Origin of the sequence: Algoriphagus aestuariicola (assembly GCF_017254835.1) — a bacterium.
GTDB classification, from domain to species: Bacteria; Bacteroidota; Bacteroidia; order Cytophagales; family Cyclobacteriaceae; genus Algoriphagus; species Algoriphagus aestuariicola.
Genome location: NZ_JAFKCW010000005.1, coordinates 33,939 through 59,248, shown reverse-complemented (window position 1 = coordinate 59,248; position 25,310 = coordinate 33,939). Strand labels below are relative to the sequence as shown.

The following is a 25,310-nucleotide window of genomic DNA, read 5'->3' as shown; positions in this document are numbered from 1 at the left end:
GGTTTTAGGCAGTTTTGGATTCAAAACTCGATAGCAAACCAATTAAGCAGTGATTGAAATTTTAAGACAGCATATTGTCACCCGACTTGGCAAAAACATTGACCAGATTGATCTGGTGTTGTCGAAATTCAAGCCCATTGAAACCAAAAGAAACGAGCAGCTTTTATCCCAAGGGGAAGTATGCAAACATGTTTACTTTATAGCAAAAGGTTGTTTGCAGGTATATGTGTACGACCAGGATATGAACGAAAACACCCGCGATCTAATCATTGAAGATAATTGGTGTACCGAATTGATGAGTTTTGGGAGTGGCCAGCCCGCAAGCGAAAATATTCGGACTGTTGAACCTTCCCAACTTTTAGCGATAGACAGAAAAGGATTCCAGGAAATGATGGAAACTGTTCCGCAATTTGATAAAGTCTACAAACAGATATTAGAAGCCTCTTACGCTAATTCGGTATACCGGATCAATACGTTTGTTGCTCTTTCCGCACTTGACCGCATAAAATGGCTAATGCAAAATAGGCCAACCTTAATGACTAGACTTTCCAGCAAGCTCATCGCCTCCTATTTAGGCATTAACAAAGACGTTTTTAGCAGACTGAAAGCCCAACTTTAAATTGTAGACTTTTGTCATCATTCTTTGAATTTTTGATTGCCAAAATTGTATCAACAAATACAATTCACAACCTAAAATTCAACGACCATGACAGAGTATCTTTTATTATTCCGAAATGCGAGCGCAGAAAACGGATATTTGGCAACTACCCAAGATATGGCGGAAGATATGCCCAGATGGCAATCTTGGATAGGCAAAATCGCGATGCAGGGAAAACTGGTTAGTACAGCGCCTATTCGATATGAAGCATCGATAGTGAACTCCGAGGGCATTGCAGCTACTAAACAACCCTACAAAGAGGAAAACAGTGTTTTGGTCTCGGGCTTTCTTATCTGTAAAGCAGACCATTTGGAAGAGGTGCAAGAATGGGGCAAAGCTTGCCCAATTTTGAAATACCCACATAGCTCGGTTGAAATAAGACCTTTAGTTCCATTTCCAACAAACTAAACTTTCAAAGCATGGACAAACTATTATCATTGGGTCGATACATTTTCCCCTTATCCTTTTTGCTCTATGTAGGTTTGCATCTAGGAAAACCTGAGGTGGGCGCAGCATTTGTGCCTGACTATATCCCGTTTCCCTATTTCTGGAACTACTTCACTTTAGTCTGCATCTTGCTTTTCATCCTAAGTGCCGTTATAGCCAAGTATGACAAACTAGCTTACGCCTTGATGGCCTTGTACGTACTCCTGATGGCTGTTTTGGTTCACCTACCAAGAGCAATGGGATACGAATTGGATGAAACTGCAATGACAGCAAACCTTGGCAGAGAAAAAGAACTTGAAATGGTCAACTTTTTCAGAAACATAATGGTAGTTGGGGCTTTATTGGCATTTGCAAGGTTCGTCGCCAAAGACAAAAGAGTAATAGGCTAATTGATAAAACAGAAACAACCTGAATTTGGCGTCATGCGAAAATGAGTACTTCGCTTGACGCTTTTCTTTCTAATTGATTTACAGGTCTTTTTATCTTCTAGATTGATTATTGTTTTGCTATCAGGGATTTCGAAAGGAGCAAATTTGGGTGCCTTTGCTTTGACCCTACAATTCCACCAATTCGATCTTTTTACTAAAGCCGACTTTATCCAAAACGATCACGCCGTGGTCGATTTGGTCAAAGACAAACTGGATTTCTGAGATTTTATAAGGATCAAAATTCGGATTCTTATCTCTCAGCTTATCTAAGTCGAAAACATACTTCTGGAAGACGATCTCCGACTTACCCTCACCTTCCAAAAATTCCGACTTCAAGGTATTTACCTTGATCTGTCGCTGCAAAGCCGAGAATTCACTGAGCAAAAACGAAACTTGGTTTCCCGTCGTGTCTCTCATCAAAATTCGTAGATCCAAAGGTTTCTCTGGTTCCTTTTCCTCTTCTACTTCCTCATCTTTCTCCTCCACCTCCGAGTTGTTGGAATTGTCCTCTTCCCCGGATTCTTCTTTGGATTCTTCCACATTTTCCTCAGTCTCATTGTCAGAGACCCATTTTCCTTCCGTTTTGGGATTTGAACTCTCTTTGGATTCGGCCATTTCAAACACGAAAACCGAAATGGAATCCAATTGGAATTTCCCGAAATCCGAGAAAATCGAATAGCTGGCGATCAAGGAGTCAGCCACCACTTCTTTGACAGATTCCTCTTTTAGTGAATCAGCGATTTCATAGTTCCAGCCCAAGAAAACCGCTCGGGTTCCCTTTTTGGAATCCTTGAGATCTACCTCCCCTTCTCTCCAAACCTTCAGGTTTTCTCCGGAAATCTTGCCTCCCAATCCATCAGTAGCCACATCAAAATCAGCATTGAAGTCCGTCAAATAGCGGGTATTTGAATCTTCAAATTGGCTCAGGTAAATCGTCACCGGTAACCAATCCTTTCCGGCTCTTGCATCCAGGAATAAAAGCAAATACTCCTTTTTGGCATTCAGCGAAACCTCCAAAAATGCGGAAATATAGACCTTGGCTATTTCTTGTTGGCTTTCTGCATCTAGCTGCTGTTCCAAATTGAGCAGTCCTTTGAAGGGATTTCCGATATCATTATCCCCCCAGGAAGTATTGAATTGCCCATGATTGGCGCCTTGGATATAAAGCCCTGTTTTGAAATGATATGCGCTGTCCTCAAAGGTCACCCGCTCAAACTGCATGGAGCCCATGAATGAGGTCACGTCGGCATCTTGAGATCCATGGAAGACAAAATAATCGATGTCCTTGATCTTGGTTCGGGTATTGCCAGGCTGATACTGCCCATCCACCGGAGCGATGGAAACGATGGACCGAATATTAAAATGATAGCCCAATGGGATGGTCGCATCATCCGGGTAAAAATCCAAATCATTGAGCATCGCAGCATGGGCCACCGCCTCCCCACCTCTGGAATGTCCCATCAAGGAAATGCGATCCATGTCTACTTTTCCTGCAAATGGGTGATCTTCCGAAGCATTCCACTGCTCCCAAACTTTCAAATGCTCGAGCAAAAGCCAGCCTCGGGCATCATTTTCTTTCTGTAATCCACCAAACATGTCAGACCAAGAACCATTGATGAAATTTTCATCGACAGAAACCAAGATCATTCCCCGCGAAGCCAACAACTCACCGAGGTAGTCATATCCGGGATCAGAGAAATCCTGCATGGAGTGATTGCCATGGACCACCAACACTAAGGGAAAAGGCCCATCACCTTCTGGATACCAGACCCGGCCATTGATCGGGAGAGATTTGGAATCAAAACCCCAGTACTTCTCCCTCCACCAACCGCCAAACCCTTTCCAGTTGTCCAAAAAAGCGACCCCGTTGACGGAATCTGTTTTGAAGGTGACTTCCTCGCCGAATTCTGGCCTATGCTTGTCTTTTCCGCTGCCATAGGTCAGGGTCAAGACCTTATAAGAGCCTGCTTTGGCAGGTGATTCGCCAGGAATATGGGGAATCTCGACTTTGGAATAGCGCACGGCATTTTCAATTTTATCCATCTCCAGGCCTTTCACCGAATAGTAGTAAATGCTCAATGCCAGGCCGGCAATTCCCAAGAGACCACCTAGAATGAAAACCACCTTCTTGGGTGTTTTGAGGGGTTTGAAGCCTGTTTTTGAAAAAGTAAACCAAGCTGCTCCCAAGAGGGAAAAGAGCAAAATACTCCAGCCAATCAGTTTGATCTCCCCAAAATAAATCATGAAAAAGAGGGGAAAAGCAATCAATAAGGCAATCTTATACCATTTCGGAATTTGATAGATCAGCTTCAGAAGCCAAACGGAAATAAATGCTGCCAGAATAGTCGCTCCGATCATCAGGATTCCCAACAAAAAAGCCCAAGGGTCTCGGATATTGAATGCTACCAATAGGTAGTAAAGTAGCATCAATCCAATGCTTCCGATCAGCAATCCCACAGCAGCTCCCTTGATGGAGGTCTGTCCGGGTTTGACTAGAAGTAACTTGGCCCTAATCCAGGCTTTGGCTTGTTTGAATTTGTTCTTGATCATTTTCGGAAGGTGGATAAAACTCAAAAAATCAACAGGTTCTCTAATCTACCCAAAATCCGGAATAGATCAGGAATACTGAAGAAAGAGCCTTGGGAATGAAAGCTATAAGTTAAAAAGAACATCCTATTCATGGTTCTCGACAATTCTGAGGACTACGCTATCCCATTTTTGGCTTCAAGCCCTCTCAGCTCGGCAAAAGCATGTACTACGCCAGTAGAATCGAATCCTCCTTGTTTTTTTCATTAACTCTTGAGCTTTTATAACTTGGCGGGATGACCAAAAGCAAAACCAAGCGATTTTTTCAGATTGTAATGCCCCTAGTAGGCCTCATCAGCCTGATTATTTTTCCGCCTTGGAACCTGGTCAAGGCCTGGATCATGCCTCTGCCAGACACGGTGCGGGAGCAGGTAGAAGAAGCCATTTCTTACGGTATCGACGGGATGATCGTGTATGTAGACCAAGCAGGAAAGGAGCCCGCGCTCTACGCTGCTGGCTGGAAAAACCGGGAAAATCATATCCCCGCAGATCCGCAAAGTCTTTTTAAAATTGCCAGTATCAGCAAGCTTTACATTGCGGTGGCAGTTGCCAAACTTGCCCAGGCGGGTGTTCTTTCCCTTGACCAAAGCTTGGCAGACTATCTTCCTGATTTTACCGATAGGATAGAAAATTCCGAGCATATCACTCTTCGAATGCTGGTACGACATCGTAGCGGCATCCCCAACTACACCGATCATCCGGATTATCCTTGGGCCGATCCGTTCAAGAAAAATAGCGATACCTATCAGCTTGTTTTTGATCGGCCCGCCGACTTCGCTCCTGATAGCAAATACAGCTACTCCAACACCAACTATCTCCTGATCGGGGAAATCCTTGACAAAACCCTAGGCTACAGCCATCATCGTTATATCCGGGAGAAAATACTCGATCCAATTGGTCTGAGCCACACCTACAGTCTTTTGAAAGAAGTGAATCTGGACGAAGTGATGAGCGGGTACTTTGTAGACTATCAGCCGGATATCAAGGGCAATGACTTCATCCAACCTGGAGGCTCTATGATCTCGACAGCCGAGGAAGTTGGGATATTTCTCCGAGCACTGAATGACGGTTCCCTGTTGAACGATGAGGAGCAGGCGATCTATTCAGCCATCTACGATTACGGACATACGGGACTGCTGCCCGGCTATCAAAGCCATGCCTTTTACCATCCAGACATCGACGCGGTGGTGGTGCAGTTTGTCAATACCAGCGGAGGAACGATGTGGAATGTATCGGAGATCTTTTACAACCGGATCGTGAAGATCCTTCGGAAAGGCTAAGGCCATTCAGTACTGAATTGAGACCCCGAAAATCCAAAATTGTTAATTTGGCTCGGCATCGATAATTTGAGCCTATAAACCCAGTCACTATGAAGCCCACCGATACCCACAACGAACGCATTGCCAAGATGACTTTCTCCTCCGTATATCCCCACTACGTCACAAAAGTGGAAAAAAAGGGCCGAACTAAGGACGAGTTGAATGAGGTCATCACCTGGCTGACGGGCTTTGACGAGAAGAAGATCCAGCAGCTGATTGAGGAGAAGGTGACCTTCGAATCCTTTTTTTCCCAAGCGAAACTCCACCCCAACGCCCACCTAATCACCGGAATGATCTGCGGCTACCGGATCGAGGAGATCGACAATCCCCTCACCCGACAAACGCGCTACCTTGACAAGCTAGTCGACGAACTGGCCAAAGGCAGAAAAATGGAAAAGATCCTGAGGAGCTAAAAAGTCAACTCTCCAAGGGATCTAAAACCCTTGGAGAGTTGTCAGGCATCATTTTTCCACCGAAAACTTATACTCAATCGTATGCTCGTATTTCTCTCCCGGATTCAGGATCGGGCTTGGGAAATTGTCGTGGTTAATTGCGTCTGGCCAGTTTTGTGATTCCAGACAAAAACCCCAGTGTTTGTCATAGGTTTTGCCCTCAGCTCCAGCAAATTTGGAAAGGAAATTACCGGTATAGAACTGTACACCCACATTGTCCGAGTACATATCCATCACCCTCCCGCTCTCCGGATGGCGAACCCGGACAAAGTGTTTCATCTCGTCCGAAGGCTCCATTTTCATTACCATGTTATGGTCAAAGCCTCCCGCGTTGGCGGCGATCTGATCGCCCAGGACTTTTGGAGTACGGAAGTCAAAAGGAGTACCGGTGACGTCTTTGACCTCTCCAGTGGGAATCAACTCATCATCCACGGGAGTATAGGCATCAGCCCAAAACTGAAACTCATGGTCCAGCACATCGCGTTTGATGCCACCCAGATTGAAATAGGTATGGTTGGTGAGATTGAGGATAGTCTTCTGGTCTGTACTGCCCTCAAATCGGATTCTGAGGGTATTGCCCTCGGTCAGCTCCATCCAAAGCGTGGTCTGCAAATTGCCGGGATAGCCCTCCTCTCCGTCCACACTGAGATAGCTCATTTTCACGCCTACAGTGGAATCGTTGGTGTAAGTTTCAGGAGTCCACACTTTCTTGTTGAAGCCTTCCTTGCCACCATGGAGTGTATTGTTCCCATTGTTCTTTGCCAGCTCGTAGGTTTTTCCATCCAACTCAAACTTGGCACCGCCGATCCTGTTGGCTACCCGTCCCGCAGTCGCCCCGAAAAAGGGATTATCCTTGGTCAGGTATTCCTCGACTGTATCGAAGGTGAGGGCGACGTTTTCCTTCTTTCCGTCTTTGTCCGGAACAATGATTTTGGTGATCAGTCCACCATAGTTGGATAGTTCTACTTGCATTGTTCCGTTGTCCAGGATGTAACGGAAAACCGGTTGACCGGCATGTTCGGCCACTTGTTCTGCTTTGATCATGAGTTTGGATTCTTCTTTAATAGGTTCTTGGGTTGGTTTTTGGGAGCAGGCGTAGGAGCCAGCAAGCATGGCCGCGAGGCCGATCATCGAAAGGTATTTCATGGTTTATTGGAATTGGAAAATTACAAAATTGGAATAATGGAAAACTGGCCCTTTATGTCAGCCTGAGCGCAGTTGAGGACTCTTACATGGTAAATCGAAAACCATAGTCCTACTTTCTGAGATATTTTTGGCGGATCTGGTTCAGCTGTCGGCTCAGCTCATCCTTTGGGATAAATTTGCCCTGAATCATAATCCCTTGGGGATTTTGCAAGGTAGCCAAATCCTCAAGCGGATTTTTTTGAACCATCACAAACTCCGCCGCTGCTCCGGCCCGCAGTACACCCCAGTCACCGCTTTCTTCAAAATAGTCCGCACAGTTGACCGAGCCGGTTTTCAAAATCTCATAATTGGACATGCCGGCGATAGACATGGATTCGATCTCTCTATGGATGGAAAAGCCGGGTACGTTGAACACCTGCGGGGAATCCGAGCTCATGACCATCGGCACGCCAGCCTTGTGCAGATCCAGAAAAAGCTTTCGCCTAAAATCGAGGTAAGGTTTGACCTTGGCTTCTGCCAAGACGCCGTTTGCTTCAAGTTGGCTCTTAGTGTTAAACCACTGGGTCACCATCTGTCCGGGAAGGTACTGCATTTCCGCCTGCTGTCGAAGTTCGGAGGCTGGCTGATAGCCAAAGTAGCGTTCAAAAAGAGTCATCGTAGGAGCGATCCAAGTTTTGTTTTCAAGACAAAGCTGAATCAATCCCGCGAGCTTGGCCTGATCCACCTGCCCCACCAAATTCATATTAAATGGACCGGAGACCGTCGGGTCGATCATTGTCCCTTCCGGCAGCATGGCTTCCAGAAATCCGTCGATATGCTCCACTGAGCGATAGCCGTTCTTTACGGAAGTCACCAAACCCACGTCCAGAGAGACGTGTCCGCCATAGTAGATCCCGACTTTCTTGGCTTCGTCAGCGATCGCCAGAAACTTGGGAGTATCCAACCCGGGGTGAAGTTTCAAGTGATCGTATCCCGCTTCCTTCTGCTCCCGCACCATCTGACGCCCCGATTCCGGATCTGCGACCGAGGTACCGTTGAGCGAAGGGCCGGAGATGAACATCCGCGGACCTGGAACTTCTCCTTTTTCTACTTTTTCCTTTAGCGCCAAATGCGACTTATGGCCGAGCATGCTGCGAATCCTCAGCACGCCATTCGCCAAATAAAGCCACAAAACCTCCTCTTGAAACTCCGGACCAAACTGATCCGGGTTGGGTAAATGCGCATGAAACTCCGCCAGTCCCGGAAACACATACATGCCCCGTCCGTCCAAGGTCTGAACTCCTGCACGGGAAACCTCCTGTGCTGGCGCGATCTCCATGATCACACCATCTTTGACATAGATAGAATGGTCCTGCAGCACCCGGTCATCCTGCATGGTAAGGACATTGACATGGTTGATGAGGAGCTCTTGGGAAAAAGCAGATGCAAAAAAAGCTGCCAAAAACAGGAATGACAGCAGAATTTTAAAAGATTTCATAGTAGGGCGCTTCGGGTTCAAAACTTAATTTCGCCCTTTCCACTTTCGAAACCAATCCGCAGGTGGATTTTTTTGGATTCACCGCAAAGGAGCAGAGGAGGCAGGGAAAAATTAATAATAAGAACATAAAAACCTAACGAACACAAATCACTTTCTCGCAAAGACGCGAAAGACGCAGAGAAATCCGTAGACTTCAAGCCTAGGCAACTCAGCGGTAAAAACTAAAAATCAAAAAGGGCTGAATCACTCCAGCCCTCGTTATTGCAGTTAGGTACAAAATCTTATTTACTCCATTCCGTGTGGTAAGCCTTCCCGCTGGGGTCGTCCTTGCGCTGATACGTGTGTGCACCAAAATAATCCCGCTGCGCCTGAATGACCGAGGCGGAGGATTCGGCGGTAATTCTACCAAAAAGGTAATTGATCCCAGCACTCATCACCGGCAGGGCAAAGCCGTGGGTCAATCCCAAACCAACCAATTCGGCCAGTGATTTTCTTCCGGAAATGACCTGCTCCTTCACCCCCTCCATCTCGAAGAATGAAACCGAGTCAGAGTAATTGGCCGAGATGTTCTCCATTAAACCAGAGCGGATGATGCAGCCGTTGGTCCAGATTCGGGAAATTTCGTTGAAATTGAGCTTCCAGTCCTTGGTATCGGAGACGGTTTTCATCAGGCGGAAACCGACCTCATGGTTGATGATTCTGGCGAGGGAATAAGCCGCCTTGATCTTCGGCAGCCAGGTTTCCAGAGAGCCCTCGACTTTTTTGAACTCGTGATGGAAAGTTTTGGAGAAAGCGACACGCATGGCTTTTTCTCCGGAAACCCCACGTGCATTCACCGATTCCGCCAGTGGGCTATACGGAATTCCGTATTCCAAAGCCGTAGTCAATGACCAGGCGCCGGTCCCTTTTTGTCCAGCTTGATCCAATATTTTATCGAGAAGCAATTCTCCGTTTTCCTTGAAAAGCAGCAAATCTGCAGTGATCTCCAAAAGGAATGACTTGAGTTCGCCTTGTCCCCATTCCGTAAAAATCTCAGAAACTTTCTCTGGCGTGCAGCCAAAGCCAAATCTCAAGAGGTGAACCAACTCTGCCAAGACCTGCATCTCTCCATATTCGATGGAGTTGTGCACCATCTTGATGAAGTGGCCCGAACCGCCTGGCCCAACGTAGGTCACGCAAGGCTTGCCGTCTTTGTCTTTAGCGGAAATCCTGCCCAAGAAATCCTCCACCATCGCATAGCCTTCCGCATTGCCTCCAGGCATGATGGATGGACCTTTTCGGGCTCCCTCCTCGCCTCCGGAAACGCCCATCGGAAGAAAATGCATGCCGACTTCTTTCAGCCTTTCGACCCTTCTTTCTGAATCTTTGTAGAATGAATTACCCCCATCGATCACCAAGTCGTCTTTTTCCAAAATAGGCATCAAGGTATCCAGCTGGGCATCGATAGCAGCGCCCGCCGGGATCATCATCAGGATCCGGCGTGGTTTTTCCAGAGAATCAACAAACTTCTGGAGATCTTCGAAAGCCTGGGTATTGGAAAACTCGGGGTTTTCGTCGACGACTTTCTGGGCGATGCCCTCCTCTTTTCCAGCTACAAATCGGTTGTAAAGTGACACGGAAACGCCTTTTTCGGCCAAATTGAGCGCCAGGCTTTTGCCCATGACACCCATTCCGATCACGCCCATTTTCATTTTCATAGGTTGAGATTTTAGGTAGTTGAGAGACGCCTCGAGCAGCTGCTCGGGAGTCCCGGTGATGTCCAATAAATAGCCTGTCATCGGCTTTTCCCAAAGGGCAATCTGCGAATCGAGCATTCCTGCCTTCATGAAATGGTTTTTTCGAGCCGACATCCGCTCCCAAATCAAATCCCGGTCGCCGGTGAGGTGAATCCAGCGTATAGCATCAGATACGGCCAGCCTCTCCCGATAGGAATTTTTCAAAGCCGAGCAGGTCAACACCGCCCCTCCGCTCTTTTCCGACTTGATGAGCTGATCGGCCATGGCTTGCAGCCACGGAATGCGGTCTTCATCGGTCAGGGGCTGGCCTGCGCTCATCTTGGCGATATTTGCCTCCGGATGGAATTGATCCGCATCGAAAAAAGGAAGCCGAAGCCGTTCGGCAAGGAGCGCTCCTAGGGTGGATTTCCCAGTCCCCGAGACGCCGGTGACAATGACTAGCATGGGGCGAAGGTAGCTTTTTTGCAGTCAACAGACAACGGTCGATAGCCCTCCTAATTTCGGAAGTCATGTCGCACGAGGGACTAATTTTCCAATCTTCCAATTTTTAAATCTTGCAATCCTTACCTTTGCCGCTTCAATTCCAAGATTCATGATTTCAGTCGATAACGTCTCCGTAATCCACGGCGGCAGCCCGCTCTTCAGCAACATCACCTTCAACATCAACGAAACCGACAAGATCGCCCTCATGGGTAAAAACGGAGCAGGGAAATCCACCCTGCTCAAGATCATCGCGGGACAAAACAAGCCTACCTCCGGTGCCGTATCCGCGCCAAAAGGCTACGTGGTCGCCTACCTGCCCCAGCATTTGCTGACGGCGGACGACTGCAGCGTAATGGATGAAACGGCCAAGGCCTTCTCTTCCTATTTGGGTATGAAGACCGAAATCGACCGGATCAACGAGGAATTGACCGTGCGGACAGACTACGAATCGGAGGAATATTACAAGCTTATCGAGCAGGTATCCGAGCTGAGCGAAAAGTTCTACGCCATCGAAGAAGTAAACTATGAAGCTGAAGTGGAAAAGGTCCTGTTGGGATTGGGATTTGTCCGAGATGATTTTCAGCGCTCTACTTCCGAATTTTCGGGTGGCTGGAGGATGCGAATCGAGCTGGCGAAGATCCTTTTACAAAAGCCGGACCTCATCCTCCTTGACGAACCAACCAACCACCTGGACATCGAGTCCATCCAGTGGTTGGAGGATTTTTTGACTACCAAAGCCAAGGCCGTTGTGGTTATTTCCCACGATAGGGCATTTGTTGACAACATCACCACCCGTACCATCGAGGTGACCATGGGTCGCATCTACGACTACAAAGCCAAATACAGCCATTACCTGGAGCTGCGCAAGGAGCGACGCGAGCAGCAGCAAAAGCAATACGAAGAGCAGCAGCGTCAAATCGCCGACATCCAGGAATTCATCGACCGTTTCAAGGGCACGTATTCCAAAACCCTCCAAGTTCAGTCTCGGGTGAAAATGCTGGAGAAAATGGAAATCATCGAGGTCGACGAAGTGGACAGTTCTGCGCTGAAGCTTCGCTTCCCCCCTTCTCCGCGATCCGGCAAATACCCCGTCATCGTGGATGAGATGAGCAAAAGCTACGGCGACCACGTGGTCTTCAAGGATGCTTCCATGACCATCGAGCAGGGACAAAAAGTGGCCTTTGTCGGAAAAAACGGGGAGGGAAAATCCACCATGATCAAGGCCATCATGGGAGAAATCGACTTCAAAGGCAAGTGCGAACTAGGCCACAACGCCATGATCGGATACTTTGCACAAAACCAAGCTTCGCTCCTGGATGAGACCCTGACGATATTCGAGACCATCGACAACATCGCCGTGGGTGAAGTCCGCACCAAGATCAAAGACATCCTCGGCGCTTTCATGTTCAAAGGAGACGATATCAACAAAAAGGTCAAAGTCCTCTCTGGTGGAGAAAAAACCCGACTGGCAATGATCAAGCTTCTGCTTGAGCCAGTGAACTTGTTGATCCTCGATGAACCAACCAACCACTTGGACATGAAGACCAAGGACATCATCAAAGATGCTCTGAAGGCTTTTGACGGGACGCTCATCTTGGTATCCCACGATCGGGACTTCTTGGATGGCTTGGCGACCAAGGTATTTGAGTTTGGAAACAAGCGGGTGAAAGAACACTTCGAAGATATCAATGGATTCCTGAGAAACAAGAAACTGGAAAACCTGAGGGAAGTGGAGCGCAAACAGTAGGCAGTCGCAGTTTTCAGTAGGCAGACCTTCGGGATGAGCGGACAACTATTGAGTTTCGTAAAAACCTTGAAGGTCTGAGTTTGTCAGTTTTAACAGTCTGTAGTTTGTGATCGAAAAAAGGCTAGTTTAGTGAACCAGACGCTGGTGGCCAGCGATCACGATTCAACAGGCACCAATCAACGATGACTAAACTTCTGACTTTAAAACACTGGCAACTATTCGGCTTGCTGGTGGGATTTCCATTGATATTTCAAACTATCCTATTCGCCATGGTTTTTTCGGGAAACTATAGTAGTGTTTTCCCCTACCTCATTTCGATCGATGCGATAGCTTTTATGGGTGTGTTCTTCGGCTGGTTTTATCAGCTTGGCACTCACCTTCACGAGAAGCTTCCAGATACCGCGTCGATGAACGTCACCAGATTTAAAATCTTTCTTTTTATACCGGTCATCTACCTGCTGTTTTCAGTTGCTATTATGCCCAGTTTGATTCCAGAAGGACAAACTGGCTTGGCAATATTTGCCTTGATAATTCCTCTACACTTGTTCTCCATGTTCTGTCTTTTTTATTGCCTCTATTTCAATGCAAAAGCACTAAAAACAGTTGAAGTGCAAAGACCTGTGGCTTTTGGAGAATATGCCGGAGAGTTTTTCTTGATCTGGTTTTTCCCGATCGGAATCTGGATCATACAACTCAGAATAAACAAACTGTTCGACGCAACACCAGAGAACAGTACTCAGCTGCAGTGATCAGTCCCTTGACAAGTCCGGAAAGCACCGTGGACGATCTTTGAGTTTTTTGGGAACCTCGACGGTTTGATTTGTTAAGTGGTGAGTCGTAAGTGGATGCTTCAAACCAGTTGAAGAATGTAAATCCGAAGTCAACAACTTCGGATTTTTCTTTTTATAGGCAAAACAAAAACCCTCCAAGGGACTTGAAGCCCTTGGAGGGTGAAATCCTCTATCATCTTGATACTTTAGCCTAACGTCTTGAATCTAGCGTCTCTTTTACAACCCAAACATCCTTGGAAGCCAGAGAGTGATCTCAGGGAAGATCATGATCAGCGCCAAGCCGACAATCATCGCCAAGAATAGGGGAAGCAGCGGCTTAAGTACCTGCTGGATCGAAATCTTGGCAATCCCAACTCCAATGAAAAGCACTGACCCCACCGGTGGAGTACAAAGCCCGATACAAAGGTTGGTCACCATCATGATTCCAAAGTGGACCGGATCCACGCCCAAAGAACTTACCACGGGCAAGAAGATCGGAGTGAAAATCAACACTGCCGGAGTCATATCCATGAAGATCCCGACAAACAAAAGCAGCAGGTTGATCAGGATAAGGATGACGATCTTGTTGTCGCTGAGGGAAAGCAGGGCGGAGGATATGTTTTGCGGGATATCCTCGCTGGACATCACCCAGGACATGGCCATGGAAGTGGCGATCAGGAGCATCACCACGGCGGTAGTCTCGGCTGATTTCAGCAAAACAGCCGGGAGGTCCTTCCAGCCGATTTCCCGATAGAAGAGGGACAAGACCAAACTGTAGACCACCGCAATAGCAGACGCTTCTGTTGCGGTGAAGACTCCTCCTACGATTCCGCCAATCACCAACACCAACAAAAACAAACTTGGAAGAGCATGGATAAAGGTAGTAGTCACCAATTTCAGGGAGGAGGGTTCACCTGCTGGTAACTTTTTCATCTTCACCATGACCGCCGCGGTGATCATCAGCAAGAGACCGATCAGCATGCCTGGGAGATAGCCCGCCACGAAAAGCGCGGCCACCGAAACCCCACCTGAAGCAAGAGAATATACGATCAGCACATTGGAAGGCGGAATGATCAAACCAGTAGTCGAGGAGGTGATGTTCACCGCCGCGCCGAGTGCTTTGGGGTAGCCTTCCTTTTCCATCCTTTTTCCCAAAATCCCGCCCATTGACGAAGCCGCCGCTACCGCAGAACCCGCAATGGCTCCCATCAGCATGGCCGCCACCACATTCACATGCAGCAGGCCACCGGGGAGTCTTCCCGTGAGCGACTTGGCGAATTCTATCAGGCGATTGGCGATACCGCCCCGGTTCATGAGCTCACCAGCCACGATGAAGAAGGGAATCGCCAAGAGTGAAAAGCTATCCAGCCCCGCCCCCATCCGCTGTGCTACGGTCGTGATGGCAGGCATGGTCGCCACGGTCACCATCAGCGTCAGCATACTGGACAGGCCCAGGCTCCAAGCCACCGGCACGCCTATTCCCAGAAAAAACAAAAACGAAACAACAAGAATCAGTACACTTAAAACTTCCATTATTCAGCGGTTTTGAGGGTTTGGGAAAGGTGGACAATGGAAAATACCTGGTAATACGCGACTAAAATGCCGCTGAAAGGGATGATCCCATACACGTAGGCTAGTGGAATCTGCAGCGTGGCGGACTTTTGCCCCAGTATAAAAGTGATGTACACCAAATTGGAGCCACCGATCATCATCACCGTCGTCGCAAAAACCAGGATGCAGACGTGGATCAGAATCATCAGCTTCTGCTGGGCCTTTCCTTTCAGTTTCATCAAAAGAATGTCTATGGCCAAATGCTCATTTTTTCCGGCCACGTAGGCTGCTCCCAGCATGCCCACCCAGATAAGCATGTATCGGGACAGCTCATCGGTGAAGGAACTTGGACTTTTAAACACGTATCGGGAGGTGACTTGCCAGGTGACATTTAGGACCATCAGGGCCATGAGGATGACCAAAAGGTGAGCGATAACGCTGTCCAGTTTGGTCTTGGTTTGATTCGAAAACATCAAAGGATCGTTTTGGGTTTGAGGGATTATTGGACTTCTCGGATGGCCTGGACGACGGCGTATATTTCGGGCTGGGAGATCTTGAGCTGCTCGTAGACACCCTCGACGGCCTTGCGGAAAGGCTCCTTGTCCGGACGGACGATGGTCACTCCAGCGGCTTCAAGTCCAGCCATTGACTCCGCGTCGGATTTTGCCCAGAGCACAGACTCGTACTCCGCCGACTCGTCGGCGGCTTCTTGGACCCAAGCCTGCTCTTCTGGAGAAAGCTTGTTCCAGACTTTGGTACTCATGATGACCACATCGGGAATGGAGGTATGCTCATCCAAGCTGTAAAACTTGCAGACCTCGTAGTGCTTGGAAGTATAGAGGCTTGGCGCATTGTTTTCCGCCGCATCGACTATACCCTGCTGAAGTGCGGTGTAAAGCTCCCCATAGGAAACCGGAGTTGGTGAGCTTCCCATGGCCTTGACCATATTGGATGCGGTGGGACTTTCCATCACCCGGACCTTCAGTCCTGCCAAGTCCGCAGGAGTATTGACCGGCTTGTCTTTTGTGTAAAAACTTCTTTTGCCCGCATCATAATAGCATAAGCCTCTAAGCCAGAATTCCTCTCCATCCAACAGCAGCTGTCGCCCTATGGGACCGTTCAATACTTTCTTCTGATGCTCGTCGTCCCGGAAAAGGTAAGGCATGCCATAAACCTGCATCATCGGCGCAAATCCCTCTAACGCTGCGGCGGACACCTTGGTCATTGCAAGGCTACCAACCTGAAGCAGTTCGACCAGTTCTCGCTCAGATCCCAACTGCTGGTTGGGGTAGACTTTGACCTTGATTTTTCCTCCGGACTTCTCCTCTATTCTTTTCCCCATGAAAAGCATCGCCTCATGAACCGGGTGGTTGACCACTTGGGCGTGACCGAGCTTGATGACCCTGACACCGAGCTGATCCGAACAGGACCACAGCATGCAGGAGATCAAAAAAGAAACTATGAGGCTGATTTTTTTCATTGGGTTTTGTTTTACTGACTTGGGGATAACAATATTAGCCTTTCCCTTTTTACCATGCTGAGAATCTACGGAATCGATTTAGAAGCGCATGGAGGCACACTTTCTATCCTCGGCACTGCATGGAGCGCATCTCTTCAGCCTCCAAAAGGCTGCTGGACCACCTTCCCGGTTTTTGAGGATTCGTAGATGGCACAGATCAAGGCCACGGATTTCCGTGCCGTTTTGCCATCCACTACCACTTCACGGCCTGAATCCAGAGCCTCCAAAAACAGCTTCCACTGATCAAGGTGAAGTTGGATTCCTATTGCGTTGGGGTCCGAGGAACCGCCGCCCCCTGCCGAGTCGACGGACATCTCCAAGGGCGGTTGGTTTTTCAGGTTCCAAGCGGTCAGCTTGCCGCCCTCCAAAATGGCGCTACCCTCCGTGCCAAAAATTTCGATACGCTCCGGATATCCGGGATAAAGAGCTGTCGCCGAGGTGATGTTGCCCAAAGCCCCGCTTTGGAAATTGACCAAGGCAGCGCCCAAGTCTTCTCCTTCGATCGGATAAAGCGTGGTCTGTACCTGCCCATAAACATTTCTCACCTCGCCCATGAGATCCAAAAGGAGGTCAATGGTATGGATCCCCTGATTGATCAAAGCTCCACCCCCATCGGCTTTGAGCGTTCCCTTCCATTTGCTGGTCGAGTAGTAAGCCGAGTTTCTAAACCAATTGACATAGGCATTCCCCATCAGCAGGCGTCCAAAAACTCCGTCGTCCACGGCTTTTTTCAGTTTTTGATAGTCGGGGGAAAATCTGTTTTGGAAGATCACCGCCAGCTGAACGCCTTTTTCCTCGGCGGTCTTGATCAGTTGGTCTGCGCGCTCGGGGTTGATCTCTATCGGCTTCTCCACCATCAGGTGCTTACCCGCTTCGATTGCGGCAAGTCCAGGCTCGAGATGCATGCCGCTCGGCGTGCAGATGCAGACGATATCCAAGCCATCCACTGCCAAAAATTCCTCCATGTCCGAAAACACGGGAGCGGAAAACTTCTCTTTGGCTGCTTCCGCACTTTTGGGATTGGGGTTGAAAAGTCCGACCAATTCGGCTCCTGTAAGTTCTTCGATAGCTTGGGCATGCTTGATCGCAATGGCACCCGTGCCGACGATTCCTATTCCTTTTGTATTGCTCATTTCAGTTCGTTTATGATTTGCGCCCAAGTGTCCTTTGCGACTGGGATGCCTAGTTCCAGGTTTTTCTTACGGGTCCGCAAAGTCTGCTGACCGGGATAAAAGACCGATCTGCCATCAAGGGCCTCCGCACCCAAATAGTCTGTGATGATTGCCTCCGCTTTTTCCTCAAACCAAGCCTCCAAACCCAATACTTTCGGATCCAGCGCTATGAACACCTGCGAAAGCCCTGATTCCAAAGGTTTTGATCCGATGTCGCTGACGCTGTTTCCACCAGAAAGGAGGGCTGCCAACAAATCGATCATCAAGGACAGTCCAGCTCCTTTCCAGAGTCCGATAGGCAGCGCTGACTGATGCTGCAAAACAGTGCTCGGATCTTGGGTCAACTTGCCCTGTCCATCAAAGCCAGCCGGAAATGATGCCTTTTCCCCAGCCGCTGCCAGTCGACTCAGTTTGCCATAGGCAAATTGCGACATGGCCATGTCCAGTACCACCGGACCACTTGCTCTCGGGATGGCGATTACCAAAGGATTATTGCCCAAACGGGGTTCCTTGGCGTCCCATGCGGGCATATTGGGCATGGTGTTGGTAAAACAGATTCCGATCTTGCCCTGCTCCACGGCTTGCCAGCCGTAGCTTCCTCCCCGCATCCAGTGATTGGTAAAGGCCAAAGCCACACAGCCGATCCCATTTTCGGAGGAAAGTGCCATCGCGCGGTTCATCGCATTTTGCGCATTGAGATTTCCAGGACCGAGCTGCCCGTCCCAACGCTCAAAAAAGCCAGACTTGGAAAGCAACACAGGCTTTCGATCCGGAAAAACCATTTCCTGCCGGATGTATGAAAGAAACCTCCCAAAACGTTCGACTCCATGGGATCGCACGCCGTCGAGATCCGTTTTGGCGAAGAGTTCGGCGCAGCGAAAAGCCGCATCCTCGGCAAACCCCTCCTTTACAAGTACTCGCATGAGCGTGTCATGCAGCTCTGGAAAAGGGATAAGGAGGTCTGTCATGGGCTAAGGTCGGTATGAAACCAAGATACCCAGCTTAGATCAATTCGCCAATTCTATTTCGGATTAGCGGTGACTAGGCTGTTCAGGTAAACTTCGATGTTGGAGTACTGCCCATGCAAGGAAAAAAGGCCAGCGTCGAGAGGGGATTTTGGGTCGAGCCCATGAGATTTCTCCCAGTCGTCCGGCATCCCATCTTTGTCGGTATCTTGGGATGGAGCACCCCCAGCCAATTTGGGCCAGCCTCCAACCTGGGATTGCGAGTCGATGATCCCGTTTTGACCAAACGATTCCGTCCCGGTCTTCGCTTCCTCAACGATACGCTTATCCACGGCATCTCTCGCCAAGCTAGCACCCGCATTGCCCAATACCACCTCTAGAGCTTTGTCAGCCAAGTAGGTTTTTGCACCAGCGTATTCCAATTCTTCATCCAGCAATTTCCAGCCCTCTTCAGGCTTGTAAACTCCCAAGGAGTTGTCCTCGGAGATTTGGGGAAAGCCTTCCACCACATTTCCATTCAAGAAAAACTTGCCGTAGGGTTTATATGGGTCCAGAATCCGGACATTCTTTTCAGGGGTGGCGGGACCTGGCTTATAGTAGTTGTTGACCATGTTGTAATTGCCCTCCTCGCCAGCATAGGAACTATTGCCCATCCAATTGTAGATGACGTTGTTGCGGAAGTCCGCCAGTTCCTTTTCAGGCACTTTGTGGTAGCGCGCTCCATTGAAGCGGGGGTTGCGGCTATTGTGATCGGAGAGGAGATTATAGAGAAAAGAAGCCTTTATTCCGCCCCAGATGCCTCCATAGCCATGTTCTCCCTTTTCGTGTACAGAATGGTTGAGACTCTCGGACAGGATGCAATACTGAAGCGTGAAGTTTTCATTGTCGTAGAAGGAGCCGCATTCGTCCGTCGCCCAGCTGAGCGAGCAGTGGTCGATGATCACGTCCTTCACCCGAGTGGCGCTCATGGCGTCGTCCTGCGTTTGGCGCTCGTCGCCCATGCGGCTGCGGATGTAGCGCACGATGACGTTGTCAGCTTTGATCTTAAGGGAAAAATTCTTCAGCGTGATCCCTTCCCCTGGAGCAGACTGCCCCGCGATGGTCAGATTGCCGTAGTTGATGTCCAAGGAAGACTCCAATGCTATCGTCCCGGCCACCGCAAAGGTGATCACGCGCGCTTCTTTTTTCTGGATCGCTTCGCGCAAAGTTCCAGGCCCTTTGTCGGCCAAGCTGGTCACCACATAAACTTTGCCGCCCCGACCCCCCGTCGTAAACTTCCCAAAACCTTCAGCACCCGGAAATGCCAAAACTTCGCGGGGAGTTTGGGCACAGATCGCCGAGCAAAAGATCAAAAACAGACCCAGGAACAAAAAAATGGATTTTCTCATCCTGCTTTGGAAATATCGTCCAGCATCGGAACCGCCCTCTTGCATAGCTGAAGGCAGACTCCCCAGGGATCGCGCAACATGACCAAGTGGGAGCCATCCGGCAAAATGTCGTCGCTAATCTCTTCCGCTCCGGCTTTGATCAGACGGGCTTTGTCCCCAGCCGGATCTTCGGACACCAAAGCCAGATGCACCGCTAAAGGATGCAGCTTGGAAAACTCCAAGGTTTCTCCCCTTGGGTTGGAATACAGTTCCAGCATCACCGTGCCGCTGTCGTCGACCAGGAACGTCATGTAAGGGGCCGAGGCCATCTTCTTTCGAACCCTTAACCCAAGGTGTTTTTCATACCAATGCGACATGGCCTTTGGACTGGGGACGTTCAGCGCAAAATGTTCAAATTTCATAAGTAATATAATATTGTCAGATCAAGGGAAATCCATTTGGGAGACTGTTCAGATAGATTTCCAAATAGGTGTATGGAGTACCCGACTTGACTTTGGCCCCATCTTCGTGATCGTTGGGATCCAGTTTGTTTTCAGTCTCCCAAGCATCCGGAATGCCATCTTTGTCCATATCGAGCGTACTCATCCCGGGCTCAAGCTCAGGCCATCCGCCAACGTCGGATTGGGAGTCGATGATTCCGTTGTTACTGCCCAGCGAGCCGGGAAAGTCGAAGGAATTAGACTTCACATTCGCTAAGATACGGAGATCCACGGCATCACGGTGCAGGGAGTGGCCGGCATTTGCCAACACCAAGTCCAAAGCCTCTGCTGCGCTATGTGTCGTGACGTTTTGCTTGATGTCATGTGGCGCATCCAGTCGCATGGCATTCAAATCTCCCTGGGGGATCTGGCCATAGCTTCCGTGGAAGTGGTTGAGTACACCCAATCCCCAGTTGTCGGCAAGCACTTGAGCGTTCCCCTCTACCACGTTGCCATCGACGTAAAATTTACCCCAGATGTCATAGACCTCAGTTCCTGCGATCTTGTTTTTGTCAATAGAAACGATACGGTTTCGCTTGCTTCCGCTTGGAGTCGCTGGGCCTGGCTTGTAGTAGTTGTTTACAATATTCACGTTCATCGCCTCACCACCATAGGCACTGTTGCTAGCCCAATTGTAGATCACATTGTTTCTCATGTCGACCAGGTCCGTCAGTGCAAAGGCTTTCCCCGCCTCCTCTCCCAGTCTTGGGTTTCGGCTGTCGTGATGGGCGAGCAGATTGTGGTGAAAAGAGGCGTTTTTCCCTCCCCAAATACCCCCATAGCCATGGGAGCCCTTTTGGTGGACGGATGTTCTCAGGCTTTCGGAAATAATACTCCATTGAAGCGTAAAGTTCTCATTGGCGTAGAAGGTCGCAGTCTCGTCGGTCGACCAGCTCAGGGAACAGTGGTCGATGATGATATTTTTCTGAAATCTGGCTTCCAATGCGTCTGCCTGTTGCGCAGCGACATCTCCCATCCGGAATCTCATGTAGCGAATGATGATGTTGCTGGCATTGATGACGACCGGATAATCACGGATGGTGATACCTCCGCCTGGGGCACTCTGGCCGGCAATGGTCAGGTCGCCTTGGGTGATATTGAGCCGAGACTTCAGCTTTATGTTCCCTCCCACGGCAAATACGATGGTTCGTTTGCCGGATTGGTTTACGGCATGGCGAAGTGTGCCTATGCTGCCATCATCTTCGAGACTGGTGACGTAGATGACTTTTCCTCCGCGCCCCCCGGTCGTCTCCCTGCCAAATCCCTCGGCACCGGGAAATGCATACACCGGACCAGTGTAGGGAGGCAGGACTTCCTCCTTCTGCACATCTGGCACCTGAACGGCATCCCCCTCGGAACAACCAAAGAACAAAACTCCCCAAAACAGAATCAAAAAGGTCTTTTTCATAGAATAGCTGGATAGGTTTTTAATAAAAAGGTGAGGCTACAGCCCCACCCTTTATCCAATTAATAACCCATGCTTATAGTCAAAGTTTAACTCTCCATCGGGGATCTCCGGTGGTGTATTTTCCGGAAAAACCGCCGTCTTTAAAATTGAAATCATTCGCATTCGGATTGACCCAAAGGTCGTTTTGACCCTTGGAATAGTTCCCAATCGGGAATCCGGGGATCGGCCCTGAGGCGAAGGAAAAATCGGCCGTGCTGAAGACATTGATGACGTCAAACACCGTGGTTTCCAGTCCTTCGATACCGCGAATGGAATAAATGTCGGCGCCAGCCTCATCCCATCCGTGTCCGAAAACGCTATTGTAGATCTTCACACCCTGGGTCACGTTGTTATTGCCCTCGCCGCCACGGTATCGGAGTAAAAGGCCGCCAGTCGCCGGAAAATTGGCAAAGGTACAAGACTCGATGGTGACCGAATTGGAGTTGTTTCTCGACGTGATACCCCCTTGGATTTTGTTGAAGGTGGAATTTTCGAAGAGGATGTTGTTTACCCTGGCGGTGGGATCACTTGGCTTGGGATCGGTATCCGTGGTCAAGAGACCATAGCCTCCAATGCTGTCTACCATGGAATTTCTGATGATGTATTGGTCGATTTCCACGGTACCACGGATTCTGAGGATTCCTCTGAAAGTGCCGATTTCACAGTTGTCGAAAAGCAGTTCACCTACCCGGATACCGCTCGCATTCGGGTTGAACACATAATCTCCAGTATAGTCGGCTCCCCTCAGCTCCAGGTCCACAAAGCGGATATGGTCGATCTGTGCTCCAGCCGCAATGTTCCAGTTGCCGGTAGTGTAGAGTTTGGCCTTATCCGCACCAAATCCGTACGCCGCCCGAATGGTAATAGACTTGTCCAAGGCTTCGGAGGGAAGGTCATAGGTCATTCCCTTTTTAACAAGAATCGTAGCTCCATCCGGTGCCGTAGCTACGGCATCCGCTACGGCGGAGAGGCTGGTATTTTCTCGGACGTCAATCACTCCCGGCGCATTGGGATCGATATCGGCAGGCAAAGTGGTGTAAGCGGCCCAGCCGCGAAGAACGTCGTCACTGTAGATTGCGATCTGATACTGTGTATCTGGCTCAAGGCCCGTCACAACCGTCTCCGCCAAGTCCCCTTCTACCGGCTGCTCAGGCATCAGCGGAGTAGTCAGCTTGAGGTCGTCTCCGGCAAATACTTTGGTACTGGTGACGGCAGCGCCAGCTTTGACCCAGGTCACCCGGGCAGCGATGTCAATCACGTCGTAGGTAGAGGGATCATTGATGATGCTTGGAAAACGCTGTGTACGGACATTTCCAAGATCGGAGGCCTTGCTGTCATATTGCGCATCTGCGGCTCGTGCGGTTGCACGTACTTGATACAGGGTATTCCAAAACAAGTCTTCCCCTACGAGGTTTTTATCGACCACGACGTAGGCAGTATCGGTCTCTATCAGATAGTCCACAGTCTTAAACGTATCCCTGCTCACCTCCAGGGTATAGGACACGGCCTGCCTGAGGTTACCCATATTGACGATGATCGTATTGGCCTCTGAAAAGAGCTCCTCGTTGAGCACCGGCCGAAACAGCCGGGTCTGCTCATACACCATTTCGTCCTCCTTGCAGGCCGTGAATCCGAGTATCCCGAACACAGCCAACAGAAGGAGTCTGGAAATATTGATTTTTGATAGGTTCATTGTTGTTGCTTTTTGGCTTTTGGGATTAGAATCCATATCCGGTATTGTCAAGGGTGCCTTGGCTATTGGCCACGGCGCTGGCCGGGATAGGGAAAATATACCGAACTACGCCTGGCTTGGGTCCTTCGATGTAGTTTGCCCAGTCCTTGGTTATCCACTGGGAGTAGGTATAGGTTTCGTCGTGCATGCTGAGCAAGAAAGGAACTTGGTTCCAAGAATCGTCTGGTGGAGCTACCACCTTTGTATTCGGGTTTAGGATGGTAAAGTCCCCCTTTTCGTCCAACTTCCAGTACATGTAGTCAGGCAAGTTGCCAGTACCATTGTAAGCATCGTCGGCCATCTTCTTCAGTCCTTCAACAGTCTCCTGCATTTTCTGGGAGTAGTTACCCCAGCGAATCAGTTCGTACTTTCGGATCATCTCACCACCAAACTCCCAAGCTCTTTCATCGACGATCGCTTCAAAGAAATCTTCTTTGTTCCCAGAAACGGAGGTCACATAGCCATCGACCTTTTCAGACCAAAGCGACTCATTGAAGGCCCTTCTTCTTACCCGCTTTAGCTGCTCTTGCGCTGCATCAGTCGGTCCATTGAGTTCGTTTTCCGCTTCGGCAAACATCAGCAAAACATCCGCGTAGCGCAGCATGGGCCAGTTGATACCGGTACCCTTTGCGGAGGATGCGCCTGGAGGGTTCTCCAGAAAGTGTCGGCTCCACTTGCCTTGGGCGATGTTGGTTCGGTTGTTTACGAATTCCTCTTGGAAACTTGCATTGACCTTATAAAGTGCACAAGTGACATCACGTCTCACATCCAAAGTATCGAAGGAGAAGTAGTAGGTCGGAGGAATAGCCATGTAGTTGTTGCCGGAACCAAATGTGTGGGCGGCGGTAGGACCACCTTCCACCGTAATGCCAATGTTCCAAGCTACGTCCCCATTTCCCAAGGCGAAAGGCACTTCGAAGAGCACGTCAGCATTCACTGGCGAGATAAACTTCGACTGGTTTAGGAACACCTGGCGGTAGTCTCTTGGCAGCTCGCGGTCCTTGAGCTCGATGAGCTTCGCGGTGTAGTCCCTGGCGATTTTGTAATAGTCCAGATAATCGGAAGCCCGCTCCATGGTCAGATCCTCCTTGAGGTAATATCCTCCACGCTGCAATGCCAGACGAGCGATCATTCCCAAGGTATATTCCCTGGTGACCTGTTCGATGCCAAACGGAGTCTCATCTGCCCACATCATGTTCTCCTCCACCTCGATCATGTCATTGATGACCTCTGTGAGGATTACATTGCGGTCCGCCTTCGGCAAAAGAAAGTCCCCTCCGGCCACGGGAGCGAAGTCGACAAACGGCACATCGCCCCAGTAGAAAGTCAGAATGCTGAACCAGTAGGCTTTAAGAGTTACCGCCTCGCCCAGCAGGTGGTTCATAGTTCTTCTCTCGACCGGGTCCTCGGATTCCAGCTTGCCGCTGGCCTGAAGTCCTTCGATGGAGATGTTGGCATCACGAATGGCCCGATAGGCATAGGTCCAGACTATTTCCAAATCCCGGTTGCTCTCTAAGGCATTCAGATCCCATATTTGGTAGCGGTCTCCCGTACTCGTCCATCCGCTTTGATGTTCGATATCGGTATTTCCCGCAAAGTTGTTGGAAAGTCGGCTACGAAAGGCATCCTGTCCGAAATGGCTATACACGGCGTTGACGCCTTTTCTTGCGTCATCCACATTGGAGTAGATGTAGTCCGCATCGAAAGTGGATAGTGACTCGGGCTCCAGAAAGTCGCTGCATGATACCGCCAAGAAGGAAGCCGCAGCCAATATGATTGATTTATATGCGCTTGATTTCATGGTTCTT

Annotated in this window: 21 protein-coding genes; 7 read left to right on the top strand and 14 right to left on the bottom strand. The window is 49.4% G+C overall.

Annotated elements, in window-relative coordinates; all coding sequences use genetic code 11:
• Positions 1 to 49 precede the first annotated feature (49 nt).
• The 3 genes from J0A67_RS19560 to J0A67_RS19550 all read left to right on the top strand — a co-directional run bounded on the left by J0A67_RS19560 (position 50) and on the right by J0A67_RS19550 (position 1,494).
• Positions 50 to 619, top strand: a complete 570-nt coding sequence (locus J0A67_RS19560) for a Crp/Fnr family transcriptional regulator (RefSeq protein ID WP_206571083.1) — start codon at positions 50 to 52, stop codon at positions 617 to 619.
• Between the two features lie 87 nt (positions 620 to 706).
• On the top strand, positions 707 to 1,066 hold the full coding sequence (locus tag J0A67_RS19555) for a YciI family protein (RefSeq protein WP_206571082.1): 360 nt from the start codon (positions 707 to 709) through the stop codon (positions 1,064 to 1,066).
• An 11-nt stretch (positions 1,067 to 1,077) separates the two neighbouring features.
• Positions 1,078 to 1,494, top strand: a complete 417-nt coding sequence (locus J0A67_RS19550) for a hypothetical protein (RefSeq protein ID WP_206571081.1) — start codon at positions 1,078 to 1,080, stop codon at positions 1,492 to 1,494.
• A gap of 165 nt (positions 1,495 to 1,659) precedes the next feature.
• Here J0A67_RS19550 and J0A67_RS19545 read toward each other — a convergent pair whose 3' ends face one another.
• Entirely contained in the window at positions 1,660 to 4,083 is a 2,424-nt protein-coding gene (locus J0A67_RS19545) for a poly(ethylene terephthalate) hydrolase family protein (protein WP_206571080.1), read from the bottom strand.
• Between the two features lie 272 nt (positions 4,084 to 4,355).
• Between J0A67_RS19545 and J0A67_RS19540 the strand changes: the two genes are divergently transcribed.
• Both J0A67_RS19540 and J0A67_RS19535 read left to right on the top strand, forming a co-directional pair.
• Positions 4,356 to 5,399 (top strand): serine hydrolase domain-containing protein, encoded by a 1,044-nt coding sequence (locus tag J0A67_RS19540; protein WP_206571079.1) that lies wholly within the window; start codon positions 4,356 to 4,358, stop codon positions 5,397 to 5,399.
• An 89-nt stretch (positions 5,400 to 5,488) separates the two neighbouring features.
• The gene (locus J0A67_RS19535; RefSeq protein WP_206571078.1) at positions 5,489 to 5,851 is read left to right on the top strand and encodes a DUF2200 domain-containing protein; all 363 of its coding nucleotides are present in this window, start codon (positions 5,489 to 5,491) and stop codon (positions 5,849 to 5,851) included.
• Positions 5,852 to 5,899: 48 nt separating this feature from the next.
• Here the strand turns inward: J0A67_RS19535 and J0A67_RS19530 are convergent, their stop codons facing one another.
• The 3 genes from J0A67_RS19530 to gnd form a co-directional block, all read right to left on the bottom strand.
• Positions 5,900 to 7,036: an aldose epimerase family protein gene (locus J0A67_RS19530; RefSeq protein WP_206571077.1), complete on the bottom strand. Its 1,137-nt coding sequence runs from the start codon at positions 7,034 to 7,036 to the stop codon at positions 5,900 to 5,902.
• Between the two features lie 109 nt (positions 7,037 to 7,145).
• Positions 7,146 to 8,513: an amidohydrolase family protein gene (locus J0A67_RS19525; protein WP_206571076.1), complete on the bottom strand. Its 1,368-nt coding sequence runs from the start codon at positions 8,511 to 8,513 to the stop codon at positions 7,146 to 7,148.
• A 281-nt stretch (positions 8,514 to 8,794) separates the two neighbouring features.
• On the bottom strand, positions 8,795 to 10,693 hold the full coding sequence (gene gnd / locus J0A67_RS19520; RefSeq protein ID WP_206571075.1) for an NADP-dependent phosphogluconate dehydrogenase: 1,899 nt from the start codon (positions 10,691 to 10,693) through the stop codon (positions 8,795 to 8,797).
• 148 nt (positions 10,694 to 10,841) lie between these two features.
• On the opposite strand from gnd, the gene J0A67_RS19515 reads away from it, so the two are divergent.
• Together J0A67_RS19515 and J0A67_RS19510 are read left to right on the top strand one after the other, a co-directional pair.
• On the top strand, positions 10,842 to 12,479 hold the full coding sequence (locus J0A67_RS19515; protein ID WP_206571074.1) for an ABC-F family ATP-binding cassette domain-containing protein: 1,638 nt from the start codon (positions 10,842 to 10,844) through the stop codon (positions 12,477 to 12,479).
• Positions 12,480 to 12,661: 182 nt separating this feature from the next.
• A complete protein-coding gene (locus J0A67_RS19510) occupies positions 12,662 to 13,228 on the top strand; it encodes a hypothetical protein (RefSeq protein WP_206571073.1) in 567 nt (188 codons plus the stop codon).
• Positions 13,229 to 13,486: 258 nt separating this feature from the next.
• Here J0A67_RS19510 and J0A67_RS19505 read toward each other — a convergent pair whose 3' ends face one another.
• The 10 genes from J0A67_RS19505 to J0A67_RS19460 form a co-directional block, all read right to left on the bottom strand.
• Positions 13,487 to 14,782 (bottom strand): TRAP transporter large permease, encoded by a 1,296-nt coding sequence (locus tag J0A67_RS19505; RefSeq protein ID WP_206571072.1) that lies wholly within the window; start codon positions 14,780 to 14,782, stop codon positions 13,487 to 13,489.
• Positions 14,782 to 15,273 (bottom strand): TRAP transporter small permease, encoded by a 492-nt coding sequence (locus J0A67_RS19500; protein WP_206571071.1) that lies wholly within the window; start codon positions 15,271 to 15,273, stop codon positions 14,782 to 14,784. Before J0A67_RS19500 ends, J0A67_RS19505 begins: the two co-directional genes overlap by 1 nt.
• A gap of 26 nt (positions 15,274 to 15,299) precedes the next feature.
• Positions 15,300 to 16,280 (bottom strand): TRAP transporter substrate-binding protein, encoded by a 981-nt coding sequence (locus tag J0A67_RS19495; RefSeq protein ID WP_206571070.1) that lies wholly within the window; start codon positions 16,278 to 16,280, stop codon positions 15,300 to 15,302.
• Positions 16,281 to 16,414: 134 nt separating this feature from the next.
• Positions 16,415 to 17,452, bottom strand: a complete 1,038-nt coding sequence (locus tag J0A67_RS19490; protein ID WP_206571069.1) for a Gfo/Idh/MocA family protein — start codon at positions 17,450 to 17,452, stop codon at positions 16,415 to 16,417.
• Complete coding sequence (gene yiaK, locus J0A67_RS19485) at positions 17,449 to 18,459, bottom strand: 3-dehydro-L-gulonate 2-dehydrogenase (protein WP_206571068.1); 1,011 nt, start codon at positions 18,457 to 18,459, stop codon at positions 17,449 to 17,451. Before yiaK ends, J0A67_RS19490 begins: the two co-directional genes overlap by 4 nt.
• 53 nt (positions 18,460 to 18,512) lie before the next feature.
• Entirely contained in the window at positions 18,513 to 19,844 is a 1,332-nt protein-coding gene (locus J0A67_RS19480; RefSeq protein WP_206571067.1) for a pectate lyase family protein, read from the bottom strand.
• A complete protein-coding gene (locus tag J0A67_RS19475) occupies positions 19,841 to 20,245 on the bottom strand; it encodes a VOC family protein (protein WP_206571066.1) in 405 nt (134 codons plus the stop codon). Before J0A67_RS19475 ends, J0A67_RS19480 begins: the two co-directional genes overlap by 4 nt.
• Positions 20,246 to 20,261: 16 nt before the next feature.
• Entirely contained in the window at positions 20,262 to 21,731 is a 1,470-nt protein-coding gene (locus tag J0A67_RS19470) for a pectate lyase family protein (protein ID WP_241265265.1), read from the bottom strand.
• Between the two features lie 79 nt (positions 21,732 to 21,810).
• A complete protein-coding gene (locus tag J0A67_RS19465) occupies positions 21,811 to 23,463 on the bottom strand; it encodes a DUF4957 domain-containing protein (RefSeq protein ID WP_206571065.1) in 1,653 nt (550 codons plus the stop codon).
• A gap of 25 nt (positions 23,464 to 23,488) precedes the next feature.
• Positions 23,489 to 25,303, bottom strand: a complete 1,815-nt coding sequence (locus J0A67_RS19460) for a RagB/SusD family nutrient uptake outer membrane protein (RefSeq protein ID WP_206571064.1) — start codon at positions 25,301 to 25,303, stop codon at positions 23,489 to 23,491.
• Between the last annotated feature and the right edge of the window lie 7 nt (positions 25,304 to 25,310).

Bases quoted from the DNA above. Each gene is read 5' to 3' on its own strand.
- J0A67_RS19555 (WP_206571082.1), top strand. From the start codon at position 707: ATGACAGAGTATCTTTTATTATTCCGAAATGCGAGCGCAGAAAACGGA.
- J0A67_RS19550 (WP_206571081.1), top strand. From the start codon at position 1,078: ATGGACAAACTATTATCATTGGGTCGATACATTTTCCCCTTATCCTTT.
- J0A67_RS19545 (WP_206571080.1), bottom strand. From the start codon at position 4,083: ATGATCAAGAACAAATTCAAACAAGCCAAAGCCTGGATTAGGGCCAAG.
- J0A67_RS19540 (WP_206571079.1), top strand. From the start codon at position 4,356: ATGACCAAAAGCAAAACCAAGCGATTTTTTCAGATTGTAATGCCCCTA.
- J0A67_RS19535 (WP_206571078.1), top strand. From the start codon at position 5,489: ATGAAGCCCACCGATACCCACAACGAACGCATTGCCAAGATGACTTTC.
- J0A67_RS19530 (WP_206571077.1), bottom strand. From the start codon at position 7,036: ATGAAATACCTTTCGATGATCGGCCTCGCGGCCATGCTTGCTGGCTCC.
- J0A67_RS19525 (WP_206571076.1), bottom strand. From the start codon at position 8,513: ATGAAATCTTTTAAAATTCTGCTGTCATTCCTGTTTTTGGCAGCTTTT.
- gnd (WP_206571075.1), bottom strand. From the start codon at position 10,693: ATGCTAGTCATTGTCACCGGCGTCTCGGGGACTGGGAAATCCACCCTA.
- J0A67_RS19515 (WP_206571074.1), top strand. From the start codon at position 10,842: ATGATTTCAGTCGATAACGTCTCCGTAATCCACGGCGGCAGCCCGCTC.
- J0A67_RS19510 (WP_206571073.1), top strand. From the start codon at position 12,662: ATGACTAAACTTCTGACTTTAAAACACTGGCAACTATTCGGCTTGCTG.
- J0A67_RS19505 (WP_206571072.1), bottom strand. From the start codon at position 14,782: ATGGAAGTTTTAAGTGTACTGATTCTTGTTGTTTCGTTTTTGTTTTTT.
- J0A67_RS19500 (WP_206571071.1), bottom strand. From the start codon at position 15,273: ATGTTTTCGAATCAAACCAAGACCAAACTGGACAGCGTTATCGCTCAC.
- J0A67_RS19495 (WP_206571070.1), bottom strand. From the start codon at position 16,280: ATGAAAAAAATCAGCCTCATAGTTTCTTTTTTGATCTCCTGCATGCTG.
- J0A67_RS19490 (WP_206571069.1), bottom strand. From the start codon at position 17,452: ATGAGCAATACAAAAGGAATAGGAATCGTCGGCACGGGTGCCATTGCG.
- yiaK (WP_206571068.1), bottom strand. From the start codon at position 18,459: ATGACAGACCTCCTTATCCCTTTTCCAGAGCTGCATGACACGCTCATG.
- J0A67_RS19480 (WP_206571067.1), bottom strand. From the start codon at position 19,844: ATGAGAAAATCCATTTTTTTGTTCCTGGGTCTGTTTTTGATCTTTTGC.
- J0A67_RS19475 (WP_206571066.1), bottom strand. From the start codon at position 20,245: ATGAAATTTGAACATTTTGCGCTGAACGTCCCCAGTCCAAAGGCCATG.
- J0A67_RS19470 (WP_241265265.1), bottom strand. From the start codon at position 21,731: ATGAAAAAGACCTTTTTGATTCTGTTTTGGGGAGTTTTGTTCTTTGGT.
- J0A67_RS19465 (WP_206571065.1), bottom strand. From the start codon at position 23,463: ATGAACCTATCAAAAATCAATATTTCCAGACTCCTTCTGTTGGCTGTG.
- J0A67_RS19460 (WP_206571064.1), bottom strand. From the start codon at position 25,303: ATGAAATCAAGCGCATATAAATCAATCATATTGGCTGCGGCTTCCTTC.